The 24905-nt window shown below is 74.7% G+C and carries 21 protein-coding genes; 9 read left to right on the top strand and 12 right to left on the bottom strand.

Annotated features, from left to right (window positions below):
• Positions 1-601: 601 nt before the first annotated feature.
• Entirely contained in the window at positions 602-1456 is an 855-nt protein-coding gene (locus IG74_RS0120780) for an ABC transporter permease (RefSeq protein WP_030679217.1), read from the bottom strand.
• A complete protein-coding gene (locus tag IG74_RS0120775) occupies positions 1453-2361 on the bottom strand; it encodes an ABC transporter ATP-binding protein (RefSeq protein WP_030679213.1) in 909 nt (302 codons plus the stop codon). Before IG74_RS0120775 ends, IG74_RS0120780 begins: the two co-directional genes overlap by 4 nt.
• Positions 2362-2496: 135 nt before the next feature.
• On the opposite strand from IG74_RS0120775, the gene IG74_RS0120770 reads away from it, so the two are divergent.
• The 7 genes from IG74_RS0120770 to IG74_RS52165 all read left to right on the top strand — a co-directional run bounded on the left by IG74_RS0120770 (position 2497) and on the right by IG74_RS52165 (position 11375).
• Entirely contained in the window at positions 2497-3708 is a 1212-nt protein-coding gene (locus tag IG74_RS0120770) for a sensor histidine kinase (protein ID WP_030679209.1), read from the top strand.
• The gene (locus tag IG74_RS0120765) at positions 3705-4367 is read left to right on the top strand and encodes a response regulator (protein ID WP_030679207.1); all 663 of its coding nucleotides are present in this window, start codon (positions 3705-3707) and stop codon (positions 4365-4367) included. The genes IG74_RS0120770 and IG74_RS0120765 overlap by 4 nt, the downstream gene beginning before the upstream one ends.
• Before the next feature lie 45 nt (positions 4368-4412).
• The gene (locus IG74_RS0120760; protein ID WP_030679205.1) at positions 4413-5864 is read left to right on the top strand and encodes a lipase maturation factor family protein; all 1452 of its coding nucleotides are present in this window, start codon (positions 4413-4415) and stop codon (positions 5862-5864) included.
• 124 nt (positions 5865-5988) lie between these two features.
• Positions 5989-9366, top strand: a complete 3378-nt coding sequence (locus IG74_RS0120755) for a CHAT domain-containing protein (RefSeq protein ID WP_030679202.1) — start codon at positions 5989-5991, stop codon at positions 9364-9366.
• On the top strand, positions 9363-10493 hold the full coding sequence (locus IG74_RS0120750) for a tetratricopeptide repeat protein (protein WP_030679199.1): 1131 nt from the start codon (positions 9363-9365) through the stop codon (positions 10491-10493). Before IG74_RS0120755 ends, IG74_RS0120750 begins: the two co-directional genes overlap by 4 nt.
• The gene (locus tag IG74_RS0120745; protein ID WP_078868919.1) at positions 10490-11143 is read left to right on the top strand and encodes a DUF6338 family protein; all 654 of its coding nucleotides are present in this window, start codon (positions 10490-10492) and stop codon (positions 11141-11143) included. Before IG74_RS0120750 ends, IG74_RS0120745 begins: the two co-directional genes overlap by 4 nt.
• Positions 11130-11375 (top strand): hypothetical protein, encoded by a 246-nt coding sequence (locus IG74_RS52165; protein ID WP_030679193.1) that lies wholly within the window; start codon positions 11130-11132, stop codon positions 11373-11375. Before IG74_RS0120745 ends, IG74_RS52165 begins: the two co-directional genes overlap by 14 nt.
• On the opposite strand, the gene IG74_RS0120735 is transcribed toward IG74_RS52165, so the two are convergent.
• From IG74_RS0120735 to IG74_RS0120700, 8 genes are read right to left on the bottom strand one after another with little or no spacing between them, the layout of a single operon-like run.
• Positions 11332-12246, bottom strand: coding sequence for an amidohydrolase family protein (locus IG74_RS0120735; protein WP_051855079.1), 915 nt, complete (start codon positions 12244-12246; stop codon positions 11332-11334). The two genes, IG74_RS52165 and IG74_RS0120735, sit on opposite strands and share 44 nt — an antisense overlap.
• A 23-nt stretch (positions 12247-12269) precedes the next feature.
• Positions 12270-12584 (bottom strand): L-rhamnose mutarotase, encoded by a 315-nt coding sequence (locus IG74_RS0120730; RefSeq protein ID WP_030679187.1) that lies wholly within the window; start codon positions 12582-12584, stop codon positions 12270-12272.
• Positions 12585-12600: 16 nt separating this feature from the next.
• On the bottom strand, positions 12601-13611 hold the full coding sequence (locus IG74_RS0120725) for an aldo/keto reductase (protein WP_030679184.1): 1011 nt from the start codon (positions 13609-13611) through the stop codon (positions 12601-12603).
• A complete protein-coding gene (locus IG74_RS0120720; protein WP_030679181.1) occupies positions 13608-14366 on the bottom strand; it encodes an SDR family NAD(P)-dependent oxidoreductase in 759 nt (252 codons plus the stop codon). Before IG74_RS0120720 ends, IG74_RS0120725 begins: the two co-directional genes overlap by 4 nt.
• A complete protein-coding gene (locus IG74_RS0120715; protein WP_030679178.1) occupies positions 14363-15703 on the bottom strand; it encodes an enolase C-terminal domain-like protein in 1341 nt (446 codons plus the stop codon). Before IG74_RS0120715 ends, IG74_RS0120720 begins: the two co-directional genes overlap by 4 nt.
• A 38-nt stretch (positions 15704-15741) precedes the next feature.
• On the bottom strand, positions 15742-16734 hold the full coding sequence (locus IG74_RS0120710; protein ID WP_199818868.1) for an ABC transporter permease: 993 nt from the start codon (positions 16732-16734) through the stop codon (positions 15742-15744).
• 25 nt (positions 16735-16759) lie between these two features.
• Positions 16760-18307 (bottom strand): sugar ABC transporter ATP-binding protein, encoded by a 1548-nt coding sequence (locus IG74_RS0120705; RefSeq protein ID WP_030679173.1) that lies wholly within the window; start codon positions 18305-18307, stop codon positions 16760-16762.
• Entirely contained in the window at positions 18304-19380 is a 1077-nt protein-coding gene (locus IG74_RS0120700; RefSeq protein ID WP_030679170.1) for a sugar ABC transporter substrate-binding protein, read from the bottom strand. The genes IG74_RS0120705 and IG74_RS0120700 overlap by 4 nt, the downstream gene beginning before the upstream one ends.
• Before the next feature lie 180 nt (positions 19381-19560).
• Here IG74_RS0120700 and IG74_RS0120695 point away from each other — a divergent pair, with 180 nt between their 5' ends.
• Positions 19561-20307, top strand: coding sequence for a FadR/GntR family transcriptional regulator (locus tag IG74_RS0120695; protein WP_051855077.1), 747 nt, complete (start codon positions 19561-19563; stop codon positions 20305-20307).
• 27 nt (positions 20308-20334) lie between these two features.
• Here the strand turns inward: IG74_RS0120695 and IG74_RS0120690 are convergent, their stop codons facing one another.
• Positions 20335-20820 (bottom strand): MarR family winged helix-turn-helix transcriptional regulator, encoded by a 486-nt coding sequence (locus tag IG74_RS0120690; RefSeq protein ID WP_030679163.1) that lies wholly within the window; start codon positions 20818-20820, stop codon positions 20335-20337.
• Positions 20821-20877: 57 nt separating this feature from the next.
• On the opposite strand from IG74_RS0120690, the gene IG74_RS0120685 reads away from it, so the two are divergent.
• On the top strand, positions 20878-21720 hold the full coding sequence (locus IG74_RS0120685; protein WP_051855075.1) for an alpha/beta fold hydrolase: 843 nt from the start codon (positions 20878-20880) through the stop codon (positions 21718-21720).
• 24 nt (positions 21721-21744) lie between these two features.
• Here the strand turns inward: IG74_RS0120685 and IG74_RS0120680 are convergent, their stop codons facing one another.
• Positions 21745-24762, bottom strand: coding sequence for an alpha-mannosidase (locus tag IG74_RS0120680; RefSeq protein ID WP_030679158.1), 3018 nt, complete (start codon positions 24760-24762; stop codon positions 21745-21747).
• Positions 24763-24905: the final 143 nt, after the last annotated feature.

Here is a 24905-nt window from a genome sequence, read left to right as displayed (position 1 = left end):
CCGGGGGCGGGGCGGGGGCCAGGCGGGGCAGGGGCGAGGGGCCCAGGCGGACGGACCGGGGCACGCGGGCGGCGGGGGCGCAGGCGGAACGCACCCGCGCGCGGGCAGCGCCCCGGACGGAACGGCAGCCCGGGCCGAGCGGAGGAAGCTGCCGCCAACACCTCGCGGCGACCAGGCAGATCCGACACACGCGGCGGACCGGGCCCGGGGCGGGGCGAGGCCCAGGTGGGCCGGGGAACGCGGGCGGCAGGGCGGGGGCGCAACCCATCCACGTGCGGGTGGAATACACCCGTGTGCGGGCGGCGCCCCGGGCGGGGCGGCAGCCCGGACCGAGCGGAGGAAGCTGCCGCCAACGCCTCGCGGCGACCGGGCAGATGCGACACGCGCGGCGGGCCGGGCCCGGGGCGGGGGCGCAAGCGGAACGCGCCCGCGTGCGGGCAGCGTGTCGGGCGGGGCGGCAGCCCGGGCCGAGCGGACGCTGCCCCCGGGCGCCTCGCGGTGACCAGGCACGTGCGGTGGGCGAGCAGGGGGCGTGCGCCGGGCCGAGAGCGCGGGCGGCGGGGCGGGGGCGCCGCGGCGCCCGTCCCGCTGACCGCCCCGGTCACTGGTCCCTGCGGTGCACCCCCGCCACCGTGATCAGGACGGCCGCCAGGGCCCACGCCGCGTACACCGTCCACGCGCCGCCCGTCGACCACGGGAAGGGGGTCTGGAAGGTGGCCGGCTGGGTGAGGCGCTGCCAGGCCTCCAGCGGCATCGCGTGCGACACGAGCGCGGACCAGTACCGGTCGGAGCTGAAGACCACGGGCAGGATGAGGAGCGTGGCGACGCCCAGGACGATCGTCGTGCCCGTGTGCCGCACCAGCGTGCCGATCGCCATGCCGGTGAGCGCGCCCACGGGCAGCAGCAGCGCCGAGGCCGCGAGGACGCGGACGGCGCCGGGGTGGTCGAAGGGGACGCCGAGGCCGCGTCCGGACAGGATGGCCTGGGTGGCGGCGAAGGAGGTCACCGCGATCAGCGCGCCGAGCAGGGTCATGACCGCGGCCAGGACGGCCGCCTTGGCCGCCATCACGGAGCGGCGCGCGGGCACGGCCGCGAACGTCGTGCGGATCAGACCGGTGCCGTACTCGCCGGTCACCGTGACGGCGCCGAGCGCTCCGGCCGCGAGCAGGAGGATCGTGGCCGCGTTGCCGGTGAAGGCGTGCTGGAGCGACATGCCGTCCCGGATGAAGTCCGCCCGGCTCGCCGCGTCGCGGCTCGTCCAGTAGCGGTAGGTGTCGTAGGCCGTCCCGGCGTTGAAGCCCACGACGGCGAGGAACACGACGGCGTACGTCCACGGGGTGGAGCGCAGCGACCACAGCTTGAGCCACTCGGCGGCGAGCAGGTCGCGGAAGCGGGCGGCGGGCTCGGCGGTCGCCTCGGCGGCGACGTCGCGGGGCAGGGTCAGATGCGCGGTCATCGGGTCTCTCCCGTACGGAATTCGGCGCTGTCGGCGGTGAGTTCCATGAAGGCGTCCTCCAGGGAGGCCTGGCGTGCCACCAGTTCGTGCAGCGGCAGGGCGTGCCGGCAGGCCAGGTCGCCGATCCGCCCCGCGTCGAGGCCGGTCACAGTCAGCCGGGCACCGTCCCGCAGCACGCGCGCGCCCTCGGCGGTCAGCATCTCCGCGAGGTCGGCCGCGCGGGGCGTGCGCACGCTCACGCCCGCTCCGGTGCCGCGGGCCGCGAACCGCTCCAGACTCTCGGCCGCGATGAGCCGCCCGCGCCCGATGACGACGAGGTCGTCGGCGGTGTGCTCCATCTCGGACATCAGATGGCTGGAGACGAAGACGGTGCGGCCCTCGTCGGCCAGGCGCCGGAACAGGCCGCGCACCCACAGCACGCCCTCCGGGTCGAGGCCGTTGAGCGGCTCGTCGAACAGCAGCACCGGCGGGTCGCCGAGCAGCGCGGCGGCGATGCCCACGCGCTGCTTCATGCCGAGCGAGAAGCCGCCGACGCGGCGCCGGGCCGCACCGGTGAGGCCGACGTCGGCGAGGACCTCGTCGACGCGGCGGCGCGGGATGCGGTTGGAGCGGGCGAGGACCGCCAGGTGCGCGGCGGCGGTGCGGCCGCCGTGCACGTCCCCCGCGTCGAGCAGCGCGCCCACGTGTCGCAGGCCCCGCGGCCGTTCGCGGAAGGCGCGGCCGCCCACGGAGACGGTGCCCGACGTCGGGTCGTTCAGGCCGAGGATCATCCGCAGGGTGGTGGACTTGCCCGCGCCGTTCGGCCCGAGGAACCCCGTGACGCGACCGGGGCGCACGCTGAACGTCAGGTCGTCGACGGCCGTGGTGGGGCCGTACCGCTTCGTCAGGTCCATGACTTCGATCATGGGGACAACGCTCCCGCGGACAGGGGGCGTCCGGCATCGGACCAGGGCTGACACTCGGCGGCGCACCGGTGTCGACCGGGGTTGTACACCCCTGGTCCGATGCCCGCCGCCGATCATCTGGCTACCATTCCGGGCATGTCCGCGACACCGGCTCCGCCCCTGCTCAAGCGCCATTCCCCGGCCACCTGGATGGCGCTCGCCTGGTGCGCGGGCTCGGCGCTCACCTTCCTCTTCCGGTTCCGGCTCCCCGGCGAGTCGGAGCCGTCCGTCTGGCCGGGCGTGCTGCTGTTCCGGTGGGACGGCATGGTGACCCTCGCCCTCGCCACCGCCGTCACCCTCGCGGGCTGCGTCCGCATCGAACGCCGCCCGCTGCGGGGCCTCACGCTGCTGCTCGCCGGTTCCGCGCTCGGGGCGATGCCGCTGAGCGTGGGCGAGATCCCGCTGCTCCAGTTCCTCGCGGTCGACGTGGCGCTGTACTTCGTGGCGTCGTCCCGGCCGCGGCGCACGGGGGCCGTCGCGCTCGCGCTCGCGCTCGGCACGCTGGCCGCGTACCTCGCCGTGCGCCTGCTGTGCGGCTGGGTCGTCGGCACCTCCGCCGAGCTGACCGTGGCGCTCACCGCCGTCATCGCCTGGCTGCTCGGCCGGGCGACGCACGAGTCCCGCGCGCACGCCGAGCAGGTGCGCGCCCAGGCGGCCGCGCAGGCGGTCACCGCCGAACGGCTGCGGATCGCGCGCGAGTTGCACGACATGGTCGCGCACACCATCGGCATCGTCGCCCTCCAGGCCGGTGCCGCACGGCGCGTCATCGACACCCGGCCGGAGCTGGCGCGCGACGCCCTCGGGGCGGTGGAGACCGCGAGCCGCGACACCCTGTCGGGGCTGCGCCGGATGCTCGGCGCGCTGCGGCAGGCCGAGCCGGGCGCGCCCGGCGGCGCGGCGCCGCTCGATCCAAGCCCGGGGCTCGCGGACGTCAACCGGCTCGCCGCCCGCACGACGGCCGCCGGGGTCCGCGTCGACGTGCGCTGGCTCGGCCCGCCCCGGCCGCTGCCGCCGGAGGTCGACGTGTCGGCGTACCGGATCATCCAGGAGGCGGTCACCAACGTGGTGCGGCACGCGGGCACCGCGTCCTGCCGGGTGACCGTGGAGCGGCAGCCCAAGGAGCTGCGGATCGAAGTGGTCGACGAGGGGAAGGGCACCGGCGCGATGGACGGTCAGGGCTCCGGCTACGGACTGCTCGGCATGCGGGAGCGGGTGAGCCTGTTGCACGGCGAGTTCTCGGCCCGGCCGTGCCCCGGTGGGGGCTTCCGGGTCGCGGCGCGCCTTCCGGTCCCCGTGGGTGCGCGATGACGGTCCGCGTCCTGCTCGTCGACGACCAGCCCCTGGTGCGGACGGCCCTGAGCATGGTCATCGCCCAGGCCGACGACCTTGAAGTCGTCGGCGAGGCCGGGGACGGCGCGGAGGCGGTGCGGCTCGCCGGGGAACTGGCGCCGGACGTCGTCGTGATGGACATCCGCATGCCCGGCACGGACGGCATCGAGGCCACCGCGCGGATCACGGCGTCGGGTTCCGCGGCCCGGGTCGTGGTCCTGACGACGTTCGATGACGACGACTACGTGTACGGGGCGCTGCGCGCCGGTGCCTCCGGGTTCCTCGTCAAGGACATGGCCCTGGACGACATCCTGGGCGCGGTGCGCGTCGTCGCCGCCGGAGACGGCCTGATCGCGCCGAGCGTCACCGGCCGCCTCATCAAGGAGTTCGCGGAGCGCCCGGCCGCCGTCCCCGAGCCGGAGCCGCCGCGGATCGGCGCCATCACCGACCGGGAGCGCGAGGTCCTGACCCTCGTGGGCGGCGGTCTGTCCAACACCGAGATCGCCGAGCGCCTGACCATCAGCGTCGCCACCGCGAAGACGTACGTGACCCGGCTGCTCGCCAAGCTCGACGCCCGCGACCGGGTGCAGCTGGTGATCATCGCGTACGAGACGGGGCTCGTGGCGCGGTCGCGGTGACCCCGCCGACGCGACCGTCGGCTCACTCAGCGTCACAATGGGGAGGTGGAGTGGTTCACGGCGGACGGCTACTGGCTGAGCCGCCTGGTCTTCCAGCGGGCGCTCGCCGCGGTCTACCTCGTCGCCTTCCTCGGCGCGGCGCTGCAGTTCCGCGCGCTCATCGGCGAGCGCGGCATGCTGCCGGTGCCCCGGTACGTGGCGCGGGTGCCGTTCCGCGCGGCGCCGAGCCTGTTCCAGCTGCACTACTCGGACCGGTTCTTCGCGGGCTGCGCCTGGGCGGGCTGCGCGGTCTCCGCGGCGCTCCTCGCGGGCGCGGACGGATGGCTTCCGCTGGGGGCCGCGATGGCGCTCTGGCTGCTGCTGTGGGTGCTGTACCAGTCCGTCGTGAACGTGGGGCAGACCTGGTACGCCTTCGGCTGGGAGTCGCTGCTCCTCGAAGTCGGCTTCCTCGCCGTGTTCCTGGCGGGCGACGACGTCGGGCCGCCGGTCCTCGTCCTGTTCCTGCTGCGCTGGGTCCTCTTCCGCGTCGAGTTCGGCGCGGGCCTGATCAAGATGCGCGGGGACGCCTGCTGGCGGCGGCTCACCTGTCTGTACTTCCACCACGAGACCCAGCCGATGCCGGGGCCGCTGAGCTGGTTCTTCCACCGGCTGCCGCGGCCACTGCACCGCGTGGAGGCCGCGGCCAACCACGTCACCCAACTCGTCGTGCCGATCCTCCTGTTCACCCCGCAGCCGGTGGCCACGGGCGCCGCCTGCCTGATGGTCGTCACCCAGCTGTGGCTGGTGCTCTCCGGGAACTTCTCCTGGCTGAACTGGCTGACGGTCGCGCTCGCCCTGTCCGCCGTCGACTTCCGCCTCTTGCTCGGCGCAGCGGCGGACCCGCCGGACCGCCTCGCCGCTCCCCCGCTCTGGTACGAGGTCCTGGTCATCGCCGTCACCGCCGCGCTGCTCGGCCTGAGCCACCGCCCGGCGCGCAACATGCTGTCCCGGCGGCAGATCATGAACACCTCCTTCGATCCGCTGCACCTGGTCAACACCTACGGCGCGTTCGGCAGCGTCAGCCGGGTGCGCCAGGAGGTGGTGATCGAGGGCACGGCGGACGAGGCGCCGCGGCGCGACTCCGTGTGGCGGGAGTACGAGTTCAGGGGCAAGCCGGGCGACCCGCGCCGCTGGCCGCGCCAGTTCGCGCCGTACCATCTGCGGCTCGACTGGCTGATGTGGTTCGCCGGGCTCTCCCCCGCGTACGCGCGCGCCTGGTTCGGGCCGCTGGTGGAGCGCCTCCTGGAGGGCGACCGGGACACCCTGCGGCTGCTGCGCCGCTGCCCCTTCCCGGACCGGCCGCCGCGGTACGTGCGGGCCCGCCTCTACCGCTACCGCTACACGACGTGGCGCGAGCTGCGCGCGACGGGCGCGTGCTGGGAGCGCACGTACGTACGGGAGTTCCTGCCGCCGACCCGGCTCGACGCGGTGCGCGGCCGGGAGCAGGAGCGCGGATAGTACTCCGGCACGGCCGCCTTGTCGCGCGGCGTGGACACTCTCGGTGCCCGGCCCCTACCGTGCCCTCCAAGGGAGAGGAAGGGCCCGCGCCAGGGGGTGCGGCGGGCGCCTCCCGGGGGGAACGATGGACTACTCGTCCGTCCTGCGGTTCCGCTGGAACTGCCAGGACTGCGGCGCGGCGGCGGACGACGAGACGTATCTGGCCGTCGACGCCGACGCACGCCCCGATCTGGTCGCGAAGGTGATCGGCGGCGAGATCCCGGCGGTCACGTGCCCGGCCTGCGGGGCCAGGACCCGCCGGGGGGTGCCGCTGCTCGTGTACGGCAGCCGCTCCTCCCCGCAGCTGTTCTTCTTCTGCCCGCCGGCCTCGTCGGCGGCGGCCGACGAGGCGAACCGCAAGACCTACGCGGACGCCCTCCTCGACCGGCTCGGGCCGGTCAGCGCGGAGGAGGCCGAGGAGTCGGGCGTCGTCCCGCTGCCCTTCGAGGCGGCGTCGGTGTTCCTGCGCTCCTACGTCCCGGACGACCTCCCCGCGGAGCGGTCCGGCTCGTTCCCCGCCAAGCCCGCGAGCGGACCGCCGCCGGAGCGGGTGCTGCGGGTCCTGGAGCGGATCCTCGATCAGTGGCCGCCCGGCCTCGGCAGGTCGGTGACGCACGGGCCGCTGGTCGACGAGCTGGTCCGCCTCGCCGAGCAGGGCCTCGAACTGCTCGGCGACGGCGAAACCCACCCCGAGCTGCGGACCACCCTCCGGATGTGCCTGGGCCAGGCCCTGTGCGCCATGCGCCGCGAGGGCGACGTGGTCGACGTCGAGCGCGGCATCGGCCTGCTGGTCCGCGCGGCCCGCGGCCTCACCCGGGACGAGCACGCCCCGGTCCGGGCCATCGCCCATCTCGAAGCGGGCCGCGCCTACGGCCGCCGGTCCATCGGCGACTTCCGCGCCAACCAGGAGCACGCGCTGCGCCATCTGCGCACGGCCCTGGCCGCGGTGGAGCCGGAGACGGCCGCGGAGACGTGGGCGCGGGCCCGCACCGAGCTGGCGGTCGTGCTCGTCGAGCGGGGCACCCAGTCCGGCCCTGAGGACATCGAGGAGGCCATCGACCTCCTGAAGCCCGTCGTCGAGCGGCTCGACCCCGCCGACGCCAAGCATCTGTGGTGCGACGCCCAGAGCCACCTCGCGGCGGCGTACAACGCCCGGCAGCAGGGTGACCCCGCCGTGAACCAGGAGCAGGTGATCCGCCTGTACGAGCGGCTCAACGAGGTCGAGTCGGAGGAGACCGACCCCGAGCAGTGGGCCAACACCCAGGCCAGGCTCGCGGTCTCGCTGTTCAAGCGCACCCGTGGCGTCCGGCGGGACAACCTCCTGAGGGCCCGTGCGCACGCGCAGCGCGCCCTCACGATCTACGAACGCGTCGGTGACCGCCTGGAGGCGTCCAGCACCTACGACAAACTCGCCCTCATCGCCCACGCCCTGGACGAGTACGACGAGGAGGTGCGGCTGCACCGGGCCGCGCTCGCGGACCGCCCCAAGAGCACCGCTCCGCATCTGTGGGCCCGCACCACGACCAAGCTCGGCTTCGCCCTGCTCCGGCAGGCCGAGCGGGGCGCGGCTGACGATCCGGTGGCGAAGGCCCGGCAGGCGCTGCGGCACGTACGGGAGGCCGTCGACGCCTACGACGGGCTGCCCACGAGGGTCGAACTCGCCCTCGCACAGGGGCAGTTGGCGGATGCGGCCCGGCGCTGCCGGGCGCTCGACCCGGACCGGGCCGCCGAGCTGCGGGAGCTGGAGGTGACCGCGCTCGAATCGGCCGTGGCCCAGGCGCACGACCGGCCCCGGGTCCTGCGGGAGGTGGCGACGGGCCTCGGGAACGCCGTCGCCGAGCAGGGCGACTGGACCCGGGCGGGCACCGCGTACGAGCAGGCGGTGTCGGCCGACGACGAGCTGTTCCGGTACTGCCTGGTGAGCGCCTCGCGGGAGCGGCACCTGCGGTCGGCGGGCGATCTGCACCAGCGGGCCGCCTACGCGCTCGCCCGCGCGGGGCGGCCGCGGGACGCGGTGCTGTGCCTGGAGCGGGGCCGGACGCGGACCTTCAACCTGGCGCTCTCACCGGACCACGCCCAGCTCGACGAGGTGGCCCGGACGGACCCGGAGGCGCACGCCGCGTACGTGCGGGCCGCCGAGGCCGTGCAGGCCCTGGAGTCCCGCAACCGCGACCTCGGCAGGCCGCGTTCCGCCGAGGGCGACGGCCGCTGGATCGAGTCCGCCGAGTACGAGGTGGGCGCGCTCCTGGAGGAGGCCCGTGCCGCGCTCGCGGCCGCCGTCGCGCGGATCCGGGAACTCCCCGGCACGGGGACGTTCCTCCGGCACACGACGTGGGACGACGTCCGCGCCGCGGCCCGGCCCGGGGAGCCGCTGTGCTTCGTGGCCTGCGCGCCCGCCGGGAGCGTGTCCCTGATCGTCCGGCACGCGGGCGACGCGGGGCCGGAGCTCGAAGCCGTCCGCTCGCCGCTGACCGTCACGGAGGCCACCGGTCTGGCCCGCGAGGTCGCCGCGGCCGCCCGCGCCGACGGGCGCGGGCTGCGGCCCCTCCTCGCCCGGCTCGGGGAGCGCCTGGTCGCGCCGCTCGCCGACGCCCTCGGCCCGGCCGCTGCGGGCGCGGCCGTGGTGGCCTGCGGTCCGCTCGCCCACCTTCCGCTGCACGCCGCGACGCTCCCGGCGACCGGCGAACCGCTGCTCGTCACGCACGCGGTGGCCTACGCCCCGTCGGTGCGGCTGCTCCTCGCGGCCCGGCGGCGGGCCGCCGCCGCGCCGTCCGCGCCCGTCCTCGTCGCGGCGTCCGACTCCGGCGCGGACAGCGGCATCCTCGCCGCCCAGGAGGCGCGGGCGCTCACCCGCCTCTTCGCCGCCGCGGGCGAGGGCCACCACGTGACCCGGGACCTGCTGGCGGAGCTGGCCCGTGCCACCCACGTCCATCTGGCCTGCCACGGCGCCTACGACCCCGACGACCCGCTCGCCTCCGGGCTCGACCTGGACGGCGGCCGCGTCACCCTGGCCGCTCTGCTCGACGCCCGGCCCCGGCCGCTGGAGCGCGCCCGGCTTGTGACCCTGTCCGCCTGCGAGTCGGGGCTCGTGGACGCCCGGCTGCCCGACGAGGCGATCGGCCTGCCCACGGGCATCATGCTCGCGGGCGGGGCCGGGGTGGTGTGCACGCAGTGGGAGGCGCGCGACACCGCGGCCGTCCTGCTGATGCTCGCCTGCTACCGGCGGCTGCTCGGCCTCGACGACGGCCCTGACCCCGGTGCGCCGCCACCGCCCGGGCCCGCCACTCCGGCGAGCGCCCTGCGGGGAGCCCAGCTGTGGCTGCGGGCCGCGACCGTGCCCGAACTCCTCGCCCTTGACCTGCTTCCCGCCGAGGTCCGGCACCGCCTCACGGCCGACGGCGTGCCCGAACGGCCCTTCGCGCACCCCTACTTGTGGGCGCCCTTCGCTCTGGTGGGCACATGAAGCCGCCGCCCTTCCGGGACTTCGCGGACCTGGAGCGGATGCCCGCGTACGCGCGGATCGCGTACCTCCAGCTCGTCGAGCTCCCCGGGCTCCGGGACACGACCTCCCCCGAAACCCTGGCCTACCTCCTCTGCTTCCTCTGCCAGGCCTACGCGGAAGAGGAGCGCTACGCCGAGGCGATCAGCACCGGGCGGCGGGCTCTGCGCATCGCCACCGAACAGGCCTCCGGCGACTCCGCCCTCCTCGGCCACGTGCGGCTGAACCTGGGCGTGGCCCACAGCCAGGCCGGTGACCTCGCGCAAGGACTCGACTCGTACCTGGAGAGCTGGACGCACTGCCGCCGGGCCGACCTGCGGGAGACGCTGGGCAAGGCCGGGAGCAACGCCTTGCTCGCGCTCGAGTCCGGGCAGCCCACGGGCGAGCGCGAGCTGGCCTTCCTCCAGGAGTGCCGCGCCGTCTTCGAAGCGGCGGGCCAGCGGCCGCAGGCGGCACGGGCCTGCGGCCTGCTGGGCGCGGCCCTCCTCGCGCGGGGGCGGGCGGCCGAAGCCGTCGACGCGCTGGACCGGATGCTGGTCCTCAGCGAGTCCCTGGGCGGGGCCCGGACGATGCGGCGCGAGACGGTGCGCCACCTCCAGGAGGCGGACCGACTGCTCACCGGCGAGGCGGGCGCGCCCACGCTCGGCCCCGGTGTCCTCACGGAGGTGCACGCCCTCGTCGCCGACGGGGTGGAGAGCCTGTCGCGGGAGCGGCCCGACCGCGCGACGACCTGCTTCTCGCGCGCGCTGCTCCTTCTGCGGCGGCGCACCCGGGAGCCGCAGCGGATGCTCGCCGCCTTCCTCCTGCTCGTGCTCGCCCGGCTCACCTGGGCGCAGGCCGCCGACGAGGACGCGGCGGGCGCCGCGGCCGAGCTGCTCGGCCGGGCCGGGGAGGAGGTGGCGAAGGTCGGCAAGGCGCAGGGCGACTGGGTGAAGCTGCGCGCGCACCTGGGCGACCTGGACGATCTGCGGCAACTGGCGCAAGGTGTGGCCTGGGAGGCCCGGCGGGACGGCCCGACCGGCGGCCGGGGCGGGGGCGGCCGGGGCGGCGGCAGACGCGGCCGACGGACATGGCGAAGGAGACGCGGATGACGCCGGGCACCGTCCAGCAGCTGGCGATCGTGGTGCTCCTCGTCCTGCCCGGCACCACGTACCTCTTCGCCAGGGAGGGGTTCCTCGGCATCCGGGAGGCCGAGCAGGAGAGCGGCAACCGGATCCTGCGCGCCCTCGGCGTGGGCGTCCTGCTCGACACGGTGTACCTGATCGCCGCCGGGCCCCAGCTCGTCCGCCTTCTGCGGGGCGACCGGAAGGCTCCGCTGGCGGGCGTCGGCGACCATCCGCGCGTGTTCGGCCTGTGCCTGCTGCTGCTCGCCGTCGCGGTGCCCGCCCTGGTCGCCCTGGTGGAGGCCCGCTGGGTGCGGCGGCGGCGCGCGGCCCTGCACGAGCGCACCCCCACGGCGTGGGACGCCCTGTTCCAGGACCGCGGGGTCTGTTACGTCCGCGTGCGGCTCAAGAACGGCGGCTGGGCGGGAGGCTGGTACGGAACGCGCTCGCGCGCCTCCGCCTACCCACAGCCCGGTGACCTCTTCCTGGAATCCCAGTACCGCATGGAGGCCGACGGCTCGTTCGGACCGCGGCTGCCCCAGACGGGCGGCCTCTACGTGCGCGCGAGCGACCTGGACCTCGTGGAGATCTACGAACCACGCCGCAGGACCCGAGGAGACACCGATGACCGATCCTGACGCCCCGACCGCCGACGCGGGCCGCGTGTCCGTCACACCCGGCGTACCCGATGCACCCGACGGCCCCAGCGACCCGGACGACCTCGACGACCTGGGCATCTGGGCGGGACCGCCGCGCGGCACGCACGGCCCCAAGGCCGAGGAGCTCCCCGAGGAGGAGGCCCTGCCGCCGGAGGGTCCCGCCGGGGTCACCCCCGCGGTCCCGGCGGGCCCGCCGGACCAGGAGGGCTGAGGCCGTCGCCCGGGGCCCGGTCCGGCAGGCCGTACACGCGCCGGGCCGTGCCCGCGAACACCCGGGCGCGCTCGGCGCCGGTCAGTCCTGCCGTCAACTCCCGTGCGGTGTCGACGACTTGACCGTACGAGGCGGCGAGTCCGCACACCGGCCAGTCCGAGCCGAACATGAGCCGTCCGGGGCCGAAGGCCTCCAGGGCCGTGTCGGCGTAGGGGCGCAGGTCGGCCGTCGTCCAGGTCGCCCAGTCGGCCTCGGTCACCAGGCCCGAGAGCTTGCAGACGGTGTTCGGCGGGGTCGCGAGGGCGCGCAGGGACGACGCCCAGGGTTCGAGGGCGCCGGACGCCACGGGCGGTTTGCCCAGGTGGTCGAGGACGAAGGTGAGCCCGGGCAGGCGCGCGGCGGCCTCGGCGCACAGCGGCAGCTGGTCCGGGCGCACCACGAGGTCGTACACGAGCCCCGCGGCCGCCACGGCGGCGAGGCCGCGCCGCGTGTCGGCGCGCAGCAGCCACTCGGGGTCGGGGTCGCCCTGCACCTGGTGGCGGATGCCCACCAGGTGGCGCCCGCCGGGGAGTTCGCGGAGCGCGGCCAGGGTCTCGGCGACGTCGGGCCGGGTGAGGTCGGTCCAGCCGACCACCCCGGCGACCAGGCCGTCGGTGGCCGCGAGGGCGAGGAGCTCCGGGGTCTCATCGGCCACGGTGACGGTCTGCACGAGGACGGTGGCGGCGACGCCGTGCGCGCGGGCGTGCGGCGCGAGGTCGGCGAGCGAGAAGCCGCGCCGGATCGGGGCCATCGCGGGCCCGGCGAGCCACTCCTGGTCGCGCACGGCGAGGTCCCACACGTGGTGATGGGCGTCAACGACCGTCTCAGTCAAGGGGGTTGCCTCGGTCGCTCGCGTCACGGCAGCTCCCACACGACGGGCAGGGCCGCGTCTGCGCCCGCGGCGGAGTAGTCGTGGACCGCGTCGAGCAGCTCGGCCATGCGGGCCTGCCAGGCGACGTTGACCGGCAGCCGCTCCAGCGCCGCGAGCAGCCGGGCGTAGTCGTCGCACTCCACGACGTGGAACAGGTCGCTTCCGCTGCGCCAGATCGTCCAGGCCGTGGCGCCCGCCGCGTGGATCGCCGCCGCCAGCTCGGCGGGGACCTCCCGGTGGGCGGCCTCGTACGCGTCGATCCGGTCCGTGCGGACCTTGGTGTGCAGGGCGACTCTCACGCCGGCCCCTCCTTCCTCATGACGTCTCGTCGCCCGGTACGGGCACGTGCGGCGGCAGCAGACCGAGGGCCCGTGCCTCTTCCCAGAACGCGGCGGGGACGTCCACGGCGAACTGCGCCACCGCGTCCCGCACGTGGTGCGGGGCGTGGACGCCGACGAGGACGCTCGCCACCGCCGGGTGCCCGAACGGGAAGGCGAGGGCGGCGGCGCGCAGCCCGATGCCGTGCCGTCCGGCGACCGCCCGCAGCCGCCGGGCGCGGTCGAGCAGGGCGGGCGGCGCCTGCGCGTAGTCGAAGCGCGCCCCGTCCCTGGGGTCGGCGAGGAGGCCGGAGTTGAAGACTCCGCCGATGACGACCGACACACCGCGCTCGTGCGCGGCGGGCAGCAGCGCGGGCAGCGCCCGGTGGTCGAGGAGGGTGTAGCGGCCCGCGCACAGCACGGCGTCCACGTCCGTGTCGCGGACGAAGCGGGTGAGCATCGCCGCCTGGTTCATGCCCGCGCCGATCGCGCCCACGACACCTTCGGCGCGCAGCCGCTCCAGGGCCGGATAGCCCTCGCGGAAGGCCTGTTCGCCGTGGTCGTCCGGGTCGTGGAGGTAGACGACGTCCACGCGGTCGAGGCCGAGCCGGGTCAGGCTCGACTCCAGGGAGCGGCGTATCCCGTCCGCGCTGAAGTCCCAGCGGCGGCGGTGCGCGGCGGGCACGGCGAAGCCGCCGTCGGACAGGTCGTCGCCGCGGACGGGTCCGGTGACCGGCTCCAGGATCCGCCCCACCTTGGTGGAGATCGTGTACGCGTCCCGAGGGCGCCCGCGCAGGGCGGCGCCGAGCCTGCGTTCGGACAGGCCGAGGCCGTAGTGCGGGGCCGTGTCGAAGGAGCGCAGGCCCGCGTCCCAGGCCGCGTCGAGGGTGCGGGCCGCGTCCTCGTCGCCGACCGGCGCGTAGAGGTTGCCGAGGCCCGCGCCGCCGAGGGACAGCGCGCCGACGGCGACCGGGCCGCGGCCCAGGCGCCGGGTGCGGTTGCCGTTCACCGGGGGGCCGGGGGCCTGAGCCGCAGGCCCTGCATCCCGCCGTCGACCGCGAGCGCCGTGCCGGTGGTGGCGCCGGACAGCGGGCTGGCCAAGTACGCGATGGCGGCGGCGACTTCTTCCGCGCTCACCAGGCGGCCCGTGGGCTGGCGCGCCTCCAGGGCGGCGCGTTCGGCGGCCGGGTCGGGGGCGGCGTCGAGCAGGCGGCCGACCCAGGGCGTGTCCACGGTTCCGGGGTTGACGCAGTTCACCCGGATGCCCTCGCGGACGTGGTCGGCCGCCATGGCGAGGGTCAGGGAGAGCACGGCGCCCTTGGAGGCCGAGTACAGCGCGCGCCGCGGCAGTCCCGCGGTCGCGGCGATGGAGCAGGTGTTGACGATCGCCGCGTGCGCGGAGCGGCGCAGGTGCGGCAGGGCGGCGCGGGTGGTGCGGACCAGGCCGAGGACGTTGACGTCGAGGACGGCGCGCCACTGCGCGTCGTCGTGGTCGGCCACGGTGCCCTGCGCGCCGATGCCCGCGTTGTTGACCAGGACGTCCAGGCCGCCCAGGTCGGCGGCCGCCGCCGCGACCGCGGCCCGTACCGCCGTGTCGTCGGTGACGTCGGCGGGGTACGCGCGCAGCGGCCCGGCCACGCCGCTCGGGTCCAGGTCGAGCACGGCGACGTGGGCGCCGCGCGCGGCCAGGAGCTCCGCGGTGGCCCGGCCGATGCCGGACGCGCCGCCGGTGACCAGGGCGTTCAGGCCTTCGAAGTCCGTCATGCGGCTGCTCCCTCGCGCCGGGCGCGGTCGGCGGCCCAGAACGCGCCGTCGGGGTAGGTGTACCGGGCGATGGACTCGGCGCGCATCGTCGCCGAGAACCCGGGGGCGGTGGGCGCGGTGTAGTGCCCGCCGCGCACCTCCACGGGGTCGGTGAAGTGTTCGTGGAGGTGGTCGACGTACTCGATGACGCGGTTCTCGGTGGTGCCGGACAGGGCCACGTAGTCGAACATCGACAGGTGCTGGACGAGTTCGCACAGGCCGACGCCGCCCGCGTGCGGGCAGACCGGGACGCCGAAGCGGGCGGCGAGCAGCAGGATCGCGAGGTTCTCGTTGACGCCGCCGACGCGGGCCGCGTCGATCTGGAGGACGTCGACGGCGCCCGCCTGGAGCAGCTGTTTGAACACGATGCGGTTCTGCACGTGTTCGCCGGTGGCGACCTTCACGGGGGCGACGGCGTCGCGGATCGCGGCGTGCGCGAGGACGTCGTCGGGGCTGGTGGGCTCCTCCACCCAGTACGGGTCGAACTCGGCGAGGGCGCGGGTCCAGCGCACCGCCTCGTCCCGGTTCCAGCGCTGGTTGGCGTCGATGGCCAGGCGGATGCCGGGGCCGATGGCGGCGCGGGCGGCGCGGCAGCGGCGGACGTCGTCGGCGAGGTCGGCGCCGACCTTGAGCTTGATCTGGGTGAAGCCGTCGGCGACTGCCTGGCGGGCGAGGCGGGTGAGCTTCTCGTCGCTGTAGCCGAGCCAGCCGGGCGAGGTGGTGTAGCCGGGGTAGCCGTACTGCCGCAGCCGGGTCTCGCGGGCGGCCGCGCCGCCGCGGCCCAAGCGCAGGAGCGCGAGGGCGTCCTCGGGCGTGAGGGCGTCGGCGATGTAGCGGAAGTCGACCTGGGAGACGAGCCAGGCCGGGTCGGCGTCGGCGAGCAGCTGCCACAGCGGCTTGGCGGCGCGCTTGGCGGCCAGGTCCCAGACGGCGTTGACGACGGCGCCGATCGCCATGTGCATCACGCCCTTCTCGGGGCCGAGCCAGCGCAGCTGGCTGTCCCCGATCAGATCGCGGTTGAGCGTGCCCGGGTCGGCGCACAGCTCGTCCAGGGGGCGTCCGACGACATGGGCGCGCAGCGCCTGGACGGCGGCGACCTGGACCTCGTTGCCGCGCCCGATGGTGAAGGTGAAGCCGTGCCCTTCGTGGCCGTCCTCGGCGTCGGTGCGCAGGACGACGTAGGCCGCCGAGTAGTCGGGGTCCGGGTTCATCGCGTCGGACCCGTCGAGCTCCCGCGAGGTGGGGAACCGGATGTCGTAGGTGTCGACCGCCGTGACGCGGCCGGGAGTCGGGGACACAGAAGGCCTTTCCGGAAGGGAGGCGGGGAGGCGGCGGCTCAGTCCTGTGCGCGGCCCGTGGTGACGCGGGCGATCATCAGGGCGACGAGGATGATCCCGCCGTAGATGGCCTGGATCCAGAAGGACGGCACCTGGGCGAGCGTCAGCAGGTTCTGGACGACGCCGAGCAGCAGGACGCCGGTGAGCGCGCCGAACATGGTGCCCTTGCCGCCGTCCAGGCTGATGCCGCCGATGACCGCCGCGGCGAACACCGTGAAGATCATGTTCTGGCCCTGGTTGGCGTTGATGGCGCCGACGTAGCCGGTCTGCATCAGACCGCCGAGGGCGGCGAGCGTCCCGGCGACGACGAACACGCCGAGCATGACGCGCTCCACCCGGATGCCCGCGGCGCGGGCCGCGTCCGCGTTGCCGCCGATCGCGTACAGGGCGCGGCCCACCCGGTGGTACTTCAGGACGAGCCCGGTGGCGGCGAACGCGGCCGCCGACAGCCACACGGAGACCGGCACGGTCAGGAACGTGGAGGTGGCGAGGGTGAAGAAGGACTCCGGCATGCCGAAGAGCGTCTTGCCCTCGGTGGCGCCGACGAGCAGGCCGCGCAGCACGATCAGCATGGCCAGGGTCACGATGAAGGCGTTGAGCTTCAGCTTCACCACGAGGAGGCCGTTGAAGGCGCCGATCACCGCGCCCACCAGGACGATCGCGAGCAGCCCGGCGGCGGCGGGCAGTTCGGTGCCGAAGCCGGCCTGCGCGGCGGGCAGGACGAGCAGCGCGCCCACGGCGGGCGCGATGCCGACGACCGACTCCAGGGAGAGGTCGAACTTCCCGGTGATGAGGACGAGGGACTCGGCGAGGACGACCATCGCGAGGGCCGCGGACGCGCCGAGGACGGAGATGAGGTTCCGCTCGGTCAGGAACGAGTCGTTGACGAAGGCGCCGAGCACGATGAGCAGCAACAGGGCCGGTAGGAGGGCGAGTTCGCGGGCGCGGCGCAGCAGGGCCGCCTTGGCCGCGCGGGGGTCGGCGGGGCGCAGGGGGGCGAGCGGGGGTGCCTTGGTGTCAGCCGTGTCGGTCACGGGCCACTCCTTCGATGGAGGCGATCAGCTCGTGGTCGTGCCAGCCCGCGGGGTGTTCGGCGACGACGCGGCCGTGGAAGAGGACGAGGACGCGGTCGCAGCGGCGCAGGTCGTCGAGTTCGTCGGAGACGACGAGCACGGCGATGCCGTCGTCGCGGGCCCGGTCGACGCGGGCGAGCAGCGACTCCTTGGACTTCACGTCGACGCCCGCGGTGGGGTTGATGAGGACGAGCAGGCGCGGCTCGGAGGCGAGCGCGCGGGCCATCACGACCTTCTGCGCGTTGCCGCCGGAGAGGTCGGACACGGGCTGGTCGGGTCCCTCGGCGTGGATGTCGAGGCGCTCGATGAGCTCGCGCGCGAAGGCGCGCTTGCGGTCGGTGGCGACGAAGCCGTGGCGGCCGAGCCTGCCGAGGACGCTCAGGGTGGCGTTGTCGCCGATCGACAGGGAGCGGACGAGGCCTTCGCCGTGCCGGTCGCGGGGCACGCAGCCGACTCCGGCGCGCAGGCACGCGGGCACGTCGCCGAGGGGCAGCGGGGCGCCGTCGAGGGTCGCGCTGCCGCCGGTCGGGGTGTGCAGGCCCGCGAAGGACTCCGCCAGGCTGATCTTCCCGCTGCCGCTCGACCCGGCGAGCCCGACGACCTCGCCGCGGCGCACGGTGAGGTCGACGTCGGCGTACGAGGGGCTGGTGAGCCCGCGCACGTCGAGCCGCACCGGCGCCTTCGCGGGCACCCCGGCCCCGGCCCGCGCGGCGCTCCCGGTGGGTGCCTCGCCCGCCATGGCCTCCACGAGGGCGGTGCGCGGCAGTGCGGCGACGGGCGCGGTGGTGATCCAGCGGGCGTCGCGCAGGACGGTGACGGCCTGGCACACCTCGTACACCTCTTGCAGGTGGTGCGAGATGAACAGGAAGGTGACGCCCGACTCCTGGAGCGCGCGCATGCGCGTGAAGAGCCGCTCGATCTCGCGGTTGTCGAGCTGGGCGGTCGGCTCGTCGAGGACGATGAACCGGGCGCCGAAGCCGAGCGCCCGGGCGATCTCGACCATCTGCCGGTCCTCGACCGTGAGGTCGGCGGTGCGCGCCTCGGGGTCGACGCGCACGTCCCAGGTGCGCAGCACGTCGGCGGCCTCGGCCCGCAGGCGGCGCCAGCTGATGAGTCCGCCGCGGCCCCGGGGCTGCCGGTTGATGAAGAGGTTCTCGGCGACGGTCAGTTCGGGGACGACGGTGGGCTTCTGGTAGACGCAGGCGACCTTGCGGCGCCAGGCGTCGCGGTCGGCGAGCGGCGGCGCGGGCTCGCCGTCGAAGGAGATGCGGCCCGCGTCCGGGGCCTGGAGGCCGGTGAGGAGGGAGACGAGGGTGGACTTGCCCGCGCCGTTGCGGCCGACCAGGGCGTGGGACTCGCGGGGCCGGACGGTGAGCCGGCCGTCCTGGAGGGCCACGGTGGGTCCGTAGCGCTTGACGATGCCGCTGGCCTCGACGAGCGGCGGGGCGTCGGGGGGCGCGGGGGCGGGGGTCGCGGGGCTCGGCGTCGTCATCGGACCGCGTTGCCCCACAGTCCGGCGTCGTCCACGTTGGCCTTCGTGACGAGCGGTGCGGGCAGCTGGTCCTCCAGATTGCCGCCGGGCAGCTTCACGATGGTCGAGCCGTGGTCGGTCGGGCCGGGCCTGAACTTCTTCCCGTTCATCGCGGCCTTGATGTAGTACATGCCGTACTTGGCGTACGCGTCGGCGGGCTGCGAGACGGTGGCGTCGATCTGGCCCTTGCGGATCGCGTCGAACTCCTGCGGGATCCCGTCGTTCGACACGACGGTGATGTGGCCCTTCTCGCCCGCCTTCTTCAGCAGCCCCTTGGACTTGAGGGTCTGGAGCGTGGGCGCGAGGTAGACGCCGCCCGCCTGGAGGTAGATGCCCTTGATGCCGGGGTGGGAGTTCAGCAGGGTGTCCAGCTGGGAGGCGGCGGTGTCCGACTCCCACTTGGCGGGGATCTCCAGGACCTTCAGGCGGGGGTACTTGTCCTTGACGCAGTCGCGGAAGGCCTTGGAGCGGTCGCGGCCGTTGACGGACGCCAGGTCGCCCATGATCTGCACGACCTCGCCGCTCCGGGCCTTCCTTCCGAGGTAGTCGCAGGCCTTGCGGCCGTAGGCGGCGTTGTCGGCGCGGACGACCATCGCGACCTTGCCCTTCTCGGGGGCGACGTCCACGGCGACGACGGGCACGCCCTTGCGCTCGGCCTGGTCGAGCCCGGCGGAGACCGCGGCGCTGTCGAGCGGGGCGACGACCAGGCCCTTCACGCCCTGGTTGAGCTGGTTGTTGATGTCGGTGATCTGCTGCGAGGGGTCGCTGTTGGAGTTCACGGTCTTGAGCGCGTCGACGTCCTCGGACTTCGCCATCTTCGGCACGTAGTCGTTGTACGACTGCCAGAACGGCGAGGTGAGCAGCGGCAGGACGACGCCCACCTTGCCCTCGCCCCCGGCGCCCGCTCCCCCGGTGTCCTTGGTGCTGCCGCAGGCCGCGAGGGCGAGGGCGGCGCAGGCCGCCGCGGCGGTGGCGCCGAGCGCCCGCGACCGCCGGGTCCTGCCGGTGGTGTTCCGCACTGTGCTGCCGACCATCTGACGGCTCCTCATCGAGCGGGACTCAGCCGCGGTTCAGCGGCGGATGGGCGAATATTTATCAGACCACTCACGGCGCACAACACCCCTCGACGCCAAGTTTTCCGGCATTCAAGCCGTAGTGGTCGGACCACATCTCTGACTAAACTGCGCGGCACCCGGCAAGTGAAGGAGCGTCACGTGAACCAGGCCGCGCAGAGCGCCGCGCCCGCGCAGAAGGGCACCGTGACGCAGCGGGCCATCGAGCAGATCAAGGCGATGATCGCGGAGGGGCTCCTGGAGCCGGGCCAGCGGCTGCCGACCGAGCGGGACCTGGCCGCCCAGCTGGGCATCTCGCGCAGCTCCATGCGCGAGGCCATCCGGGCCCTGACGGTGCTCGGCGTCCTGGAGGCGCGGCACGGCTCGGGCATCTACGTCACGCAGCTGGAGGCCGGTGACCTCCTGGAGACCTTCGGCGTGGTCGCGGACCTGTCCCGCGGCCCCCGCCTGGTGGAGCTCCTCGAAGTCCGCCGCGTCCTGGAGTCCACCGCCACGGGCCTGGCGGCCGCCCGCATCACCCCCGCCCAACTGGCCGAGGTGGCGGATCACTTGGCGGCCATGAACGCCACCGACGACCCCGAGGAGATCCTCTCCCACGACCTGGCCTTCCACCGCACGATCGCCCTGGCGGCGGGCAACGACACGATGGCCGCGATCCTCGAAGGCCTGTCGTCGCACACCTTCCGGGCCCGGGTGTGGCGCGGCTACCAGGAAGAGGGCGCCTTCGAACGCACCCGGCGCGAGCACGACCGCATCCACCGCGCCCTGGTGGCCCGCGACCCGGAGGCGGCGCGGGCGGCGGCGGCCGCCCACGTGGGAGAGGTGGAGGCGTGGCTGCGAGGACAGTACGAGCAGCAGCCGAACAGCCCTGCGGCGAGCGGGAGTTGAGCTACGACTGAAGGTCCGGCGGCGGGCTCAGTCCACGTCGACGTCGTCGAACAGCTCCAGCATCCGCGTCAGGACGTGCACGCACGCCGTCACGTCGGCGTCGGTGATGTCACCGCGCACCTGCCGCATCACGGCGTGCTCGCGCGCGGTCGCGGCCGCGATCGCCGACCGCCCCTCCGGCGTGAGCCGGATCAGGGACGACCGCCGGTGGGCGGGGTTCGGGGCGCTCTCGACCAGGCCGCGCGCGGCCGCGTCGTTCACCATGCGCTGGACGAACTGACGGCTGAGGGACTGGGCGCGGCCCATCTGCGGCACGGTCAGGGGGCCGTGCCCGCGCAGCAGGTCGAGGACCGCGCGCACCCCGACGGACAGGCCCTCGATCGGCTCGGCCTGCTCCACCTTGCGCTGCGCGCGCCGGTACAACGGGCCCACCAGGTCGAACACTTCGGCGAGCCGGCCCGCGAGGGCGTCGGGGTCGAGGGGCTCGCCGGGGTTGCTCCGCTCATCGCTCACCCCCGCATCATGACACCTTGGTTGCCATCCTGGCGCCCAGATGACACCTTGGTTGTCATGACTGACGCTTCTGCTCCGTACGAGACGGACGGTTCCCGTCTGCACGCGTTCCCGACCGACGACGGCACGCTCGCCTACCGCGACACCGGCCGGGGCACCCCGCTCGTCCTGCTCCACGGCGGCTTCCTCGACCACCGCATGTGGGACGACCAGATCGACGTCTTCGCCCGGCACCACCGGGTCGTCGCGCCGGACGTGCGCGGCCACGGGCAATCCGCGAACGCGACCCGGCCGTTCCGCCAGACCGACGACCTGGCCGCGCTCCTGCGCCACCTCGACGCAGGACCCGCGGTCGTCGTCGGCCTGTCGATGGGCGCGGGCATCGCGGTCGACACCGCGCTCGAACACCCGGATCTCGTCAAGGCCCTCGTGGTCTGCGGCGCGGGCACCAGCGAGCCCGAGTTCCGCAGCCCCTGGGTGCTGGCCGTGCAGGCCGAGTGGGCCCGCGCCACGGCCGCGGGGGACGCCGCGGCCTTCGTCGACGCGACCATGCTGTTCGCCGCGGGCCCGCACCGGGCGCTCGACGACGTCGACCCGGACGTCGTACGCCGCCTGCGGGAGATGACGGAGCAGACCGTCGCCAAGCACAGCCGCGCCGAGGCGTCCCCGCTCGTGCCCGTCACCGACACCTGGGCCCGGGCCGCCCGGCTGACCCTGCCGCTCCTGGCCGTCACCGGGGACCTGGACACCTCCGACAACATCGGCATGGCCGAGCGCCTCGCCCACTCCGTGCGCCACGGCCGTACGGCGACGGTGCCGGGCACCGCGCACTACCCGAACATGGAACGGCCCGAGGTCTTCAACGCGTTGCTGCGGGACTTCCTCGCGGCGACGGGCTGACCGCCGCCGCGAGGAGCACGGGCGTCAGGCCCGCCGGACCCGCAGCGTCACCAGCTCGAACGGGCGCAGCGACACGGCGATCGCGGACCCGTCGCGCTCCGGCGCGTCCGCACCGGCCAGGGGCCGCTCCAGGAGGTCGGTCACGTCGACGGCCGCCGCCTCGAAGCCGAGGCGCAGCGTGGTCCGGGCCCGGCCGCCCCGCGCCTCGTGAAAGCGGATCACGACGTCGCCGCTGTCGTCGTCGGCGAGCTTGACGGCCGTGACGACCACGGCGTCGTCGTCGACGGCCACCAGCGGCGCGACCTCCGCCGCCGCCCCGGTGACCCGCCGCTCCGGCAGGTTGATCCGGTAGCCCTCGCGCACCGCGTCCACGATGCCCGCGCCGGGTGCGAGCGCGTGCCGGAAGCGGTGGACGCCCTGGTCCGTCTCAGGGTCGGGGAAGCGGGGCGCGCGGAGCAGCGAGACGCGCACCGTGGTGGTCGTCCCGGCGTCGCTGTCGCGCACGGTCCGGGTCACGTCGTGGCCGTATGTGGAGTCGTTGACGAGGGCGACGCCCCAGCCGGGCTCCTCGACGTGCACGAAGCGGTGGTTGCAGGCCTCGAACTTCGCGGCCTCCCAGCTGGTGTTGGTGTGGGTGGGCCGGTGGAAGTGCCCGAACTGCGTCTCGGACGCGTACCGCTCGGCGTGCACGTCCAGCGGGAACGCCAGCTTGAGGAACTTCTCCGTCTCGTGCCAGTCCACCTCGGTGTCGATGTCCAGGCGCCGCTGCCCCGGGGCGAGGGTCAGGACCTGCGTCATCCGCGAGTCCCCGAAGCGGCGCTCGACCCGCACGGACGCGCCCTCGCCGGGGGCGACCTCCGCGGCCTCGGTCAGGTCGGTGACGGTGTGGCGGTAGAACTCGTCGACGTCCCACGCGTCCCACATGTTCGGGAAGTCGGCGTGCAGCTGCGGCAGGTTCGCGGCCTGCCCCGGCGCGACCGTCTCCCGGCCCGCCACGAGGTCGTAGGCGGAGACCACGAGCCCGCGCGCGTCGACCTCGACCCGCAGCAGGCCGTTGTCCAGGACGTAGCCGCCGTCGGCGCGCGCGGCGATCCCGGACTGCCCGTCGGCCACCGGGGCGTGGGCGCCGCCCGCGGGGACGCCGTCGCGGGAGTGCGGCGCGGAGTTGAACACCAGGGTGCGGCCGCCGTCGCCCGCGAGGGCCCGCTGCGCCGCGTCGACGATCGCGTTCAGCTCGTCCGCCACGGCCGCGTACGTCGCACGGGCCTCGCGGTGCACCCAGGCGATCGACGAGCCGGGCAGGATGTCGTGGAACTGGTGGAGCAGCACCGTCTTCCAGATCCGGTCAAGCTCCTCGTACGGATACGGGAATCCGGCGCGCACCGCGGCCGTGGCCGCCCACAGCTCGGCCTCGCGCAGCAGGTGCTCGCTGCGGCGGTTGCCCTGCTTGGTGCCCGCCTGGCTGGTGAGCGTCGCGCGGTGCAGCTCCAGATAGAGCTCGCCGACCCACACCGGCGCGTTCGGATACTCCGCCTCGGCCTTCTCGAAGAACTCCGTCGGGGTCTCCCACCGCACGGTCGGCGAGCCCTCCAGGTTCCGCAGCCGGGCCACCTTCGCGATCATCTCGCGGGTGGTGCCGCCGCCCCCGTCGCCCCAGCCGACCGGCGCCAGGGAGTGCCGGGCCACGCCCTTGTCCTTGAAGTTCCGTGCGGCGTGCGCGATCTCGCTGCCCTTGACGGCGCAGTTGTAGGTGCCGACGGGCGGGAAGTGCGTGAAGATCCGGGTGCCGTCGATGCCCTCCCACTGGAAGGTGTGGTGCGGGAACTTGTTGGTCTGCGACCACGAGATCTTCTGCGTGAGCAGCCACTTGGAGCCGGCCGCCTTGATGATCTGCGGGAGGCCCGCGGCGAAGCCGAAGGTGTCCGGCAGCCACGCCTCGTCGTTCTCGACCCCGAACTCCTCGATGAAGAAGCGCTTGCCGTGCACGAACTGCCGGGCCATCGCCTCCGAGCCCGGCATGTTCGTGTCGGACTCCACCCACATGCCGCCCGCGGGCACGAACCGCCCGTCGGCGACCGCCTTCTTCACCCGCGCCCACACCTCGGGCCGGTGCTCCTTCACCCACGCCCACTGCTGCGCCTGCGACATGGAGAAGACGAAGTCCGGGTCGTCCTCGAGCAGACCCGTCATGTTGGAGGTGGTCCGCGCGACCTTCCGTACGGTCTCGCGCAGCGGCCACAGCCACGCCGAGTCGATGTGGGCGTGACCGACGGCGCTGATGCGGTGCGCGGAGTCGTGCGCGGGCGCGGCGAGGACGCCCTCCAGACGGGCGCGGGCGGCGGCGGCCGTGCCGTTCACGTCCTGGAGGTCCACGGCGTCGAGCGCGCGGTCGACCGCCCGCAGGACCTCGTGGCGGCGGCCCGAGTCCTCGGGCAGCTCCTGCATCAGCTCGCCCAGGACCTCCAGGTCCATGACGAGCCCCCACACCGTCTCGTCGAACACGGCGAGGTCCATCCGCTCCAGGCGGTACTGCGGCTCGCTGCCCGCGGTGTCCTTGTCGCCCAGCTGCGTGGGCAGGAAGGGGTGGTAGTCGAGGATGACCGGGTTGGACGCGGCCTCGACGCGCAGGTCCACGGTCTCGCCGCCCTCGGCCGGGGTGGCTATCCGCACCCACTGGTTGCGCGGGTTGAGGCCCTTCACCGGGGTGCCGTCGGGGCGGTAGACGAGGCCCTCGCACTGGAAGCCGGGCATGTTCTCGTCGAAGCCGAGGTCGAGGATCGCCTCCACCGTGCGGCCCGCCCAGGCGGCCGGGACGGTCCCGGTGACGTGGAACCAGCTGGTGCCCCAGGGGGCGCCCCACCGGGCCCCGGCCTCGATGGGCTCGGGGGTGGCGGCGAGGCCTTCGGCCACGGGGACCGGTTCGCCCGGGGCGTTCCAGACGGCCACGGTCAGGGGGACGGACTCGGGGTAGACGGCGGGCCGGATGCGCTCGTCCAGAACGCGCTTGAGCCGGCCTTCTACGAGCTTGCGGTCGTCGTGCATGAGGATTCTCCATAGGTCGCGCGTGAGTGGCTGAGGCTGGTGACCCTGCCGGGGGCTCCCCTAGCCCGCCCCTTCCCGAAACAAGGGGGGCTCCGCCCCCTTGGACCCCCGAATCGGCGCTCCGCGCCTCGTCCTCAAACGCC

Origin of the sequence: Streptomyces sp. NRRL B-1347, assembly GCF_000720325.1 — a bacterium.
Lineage (GTDB): Bacteria > Actinomycetota > Actinomycetes > Streptomycetales > Streptomycetaceae > Streptomyces.
Note: the sequence above shows the minus strand (reverse complement) of the source record. Positions and strands in the feature narration are given on the sequence as shown.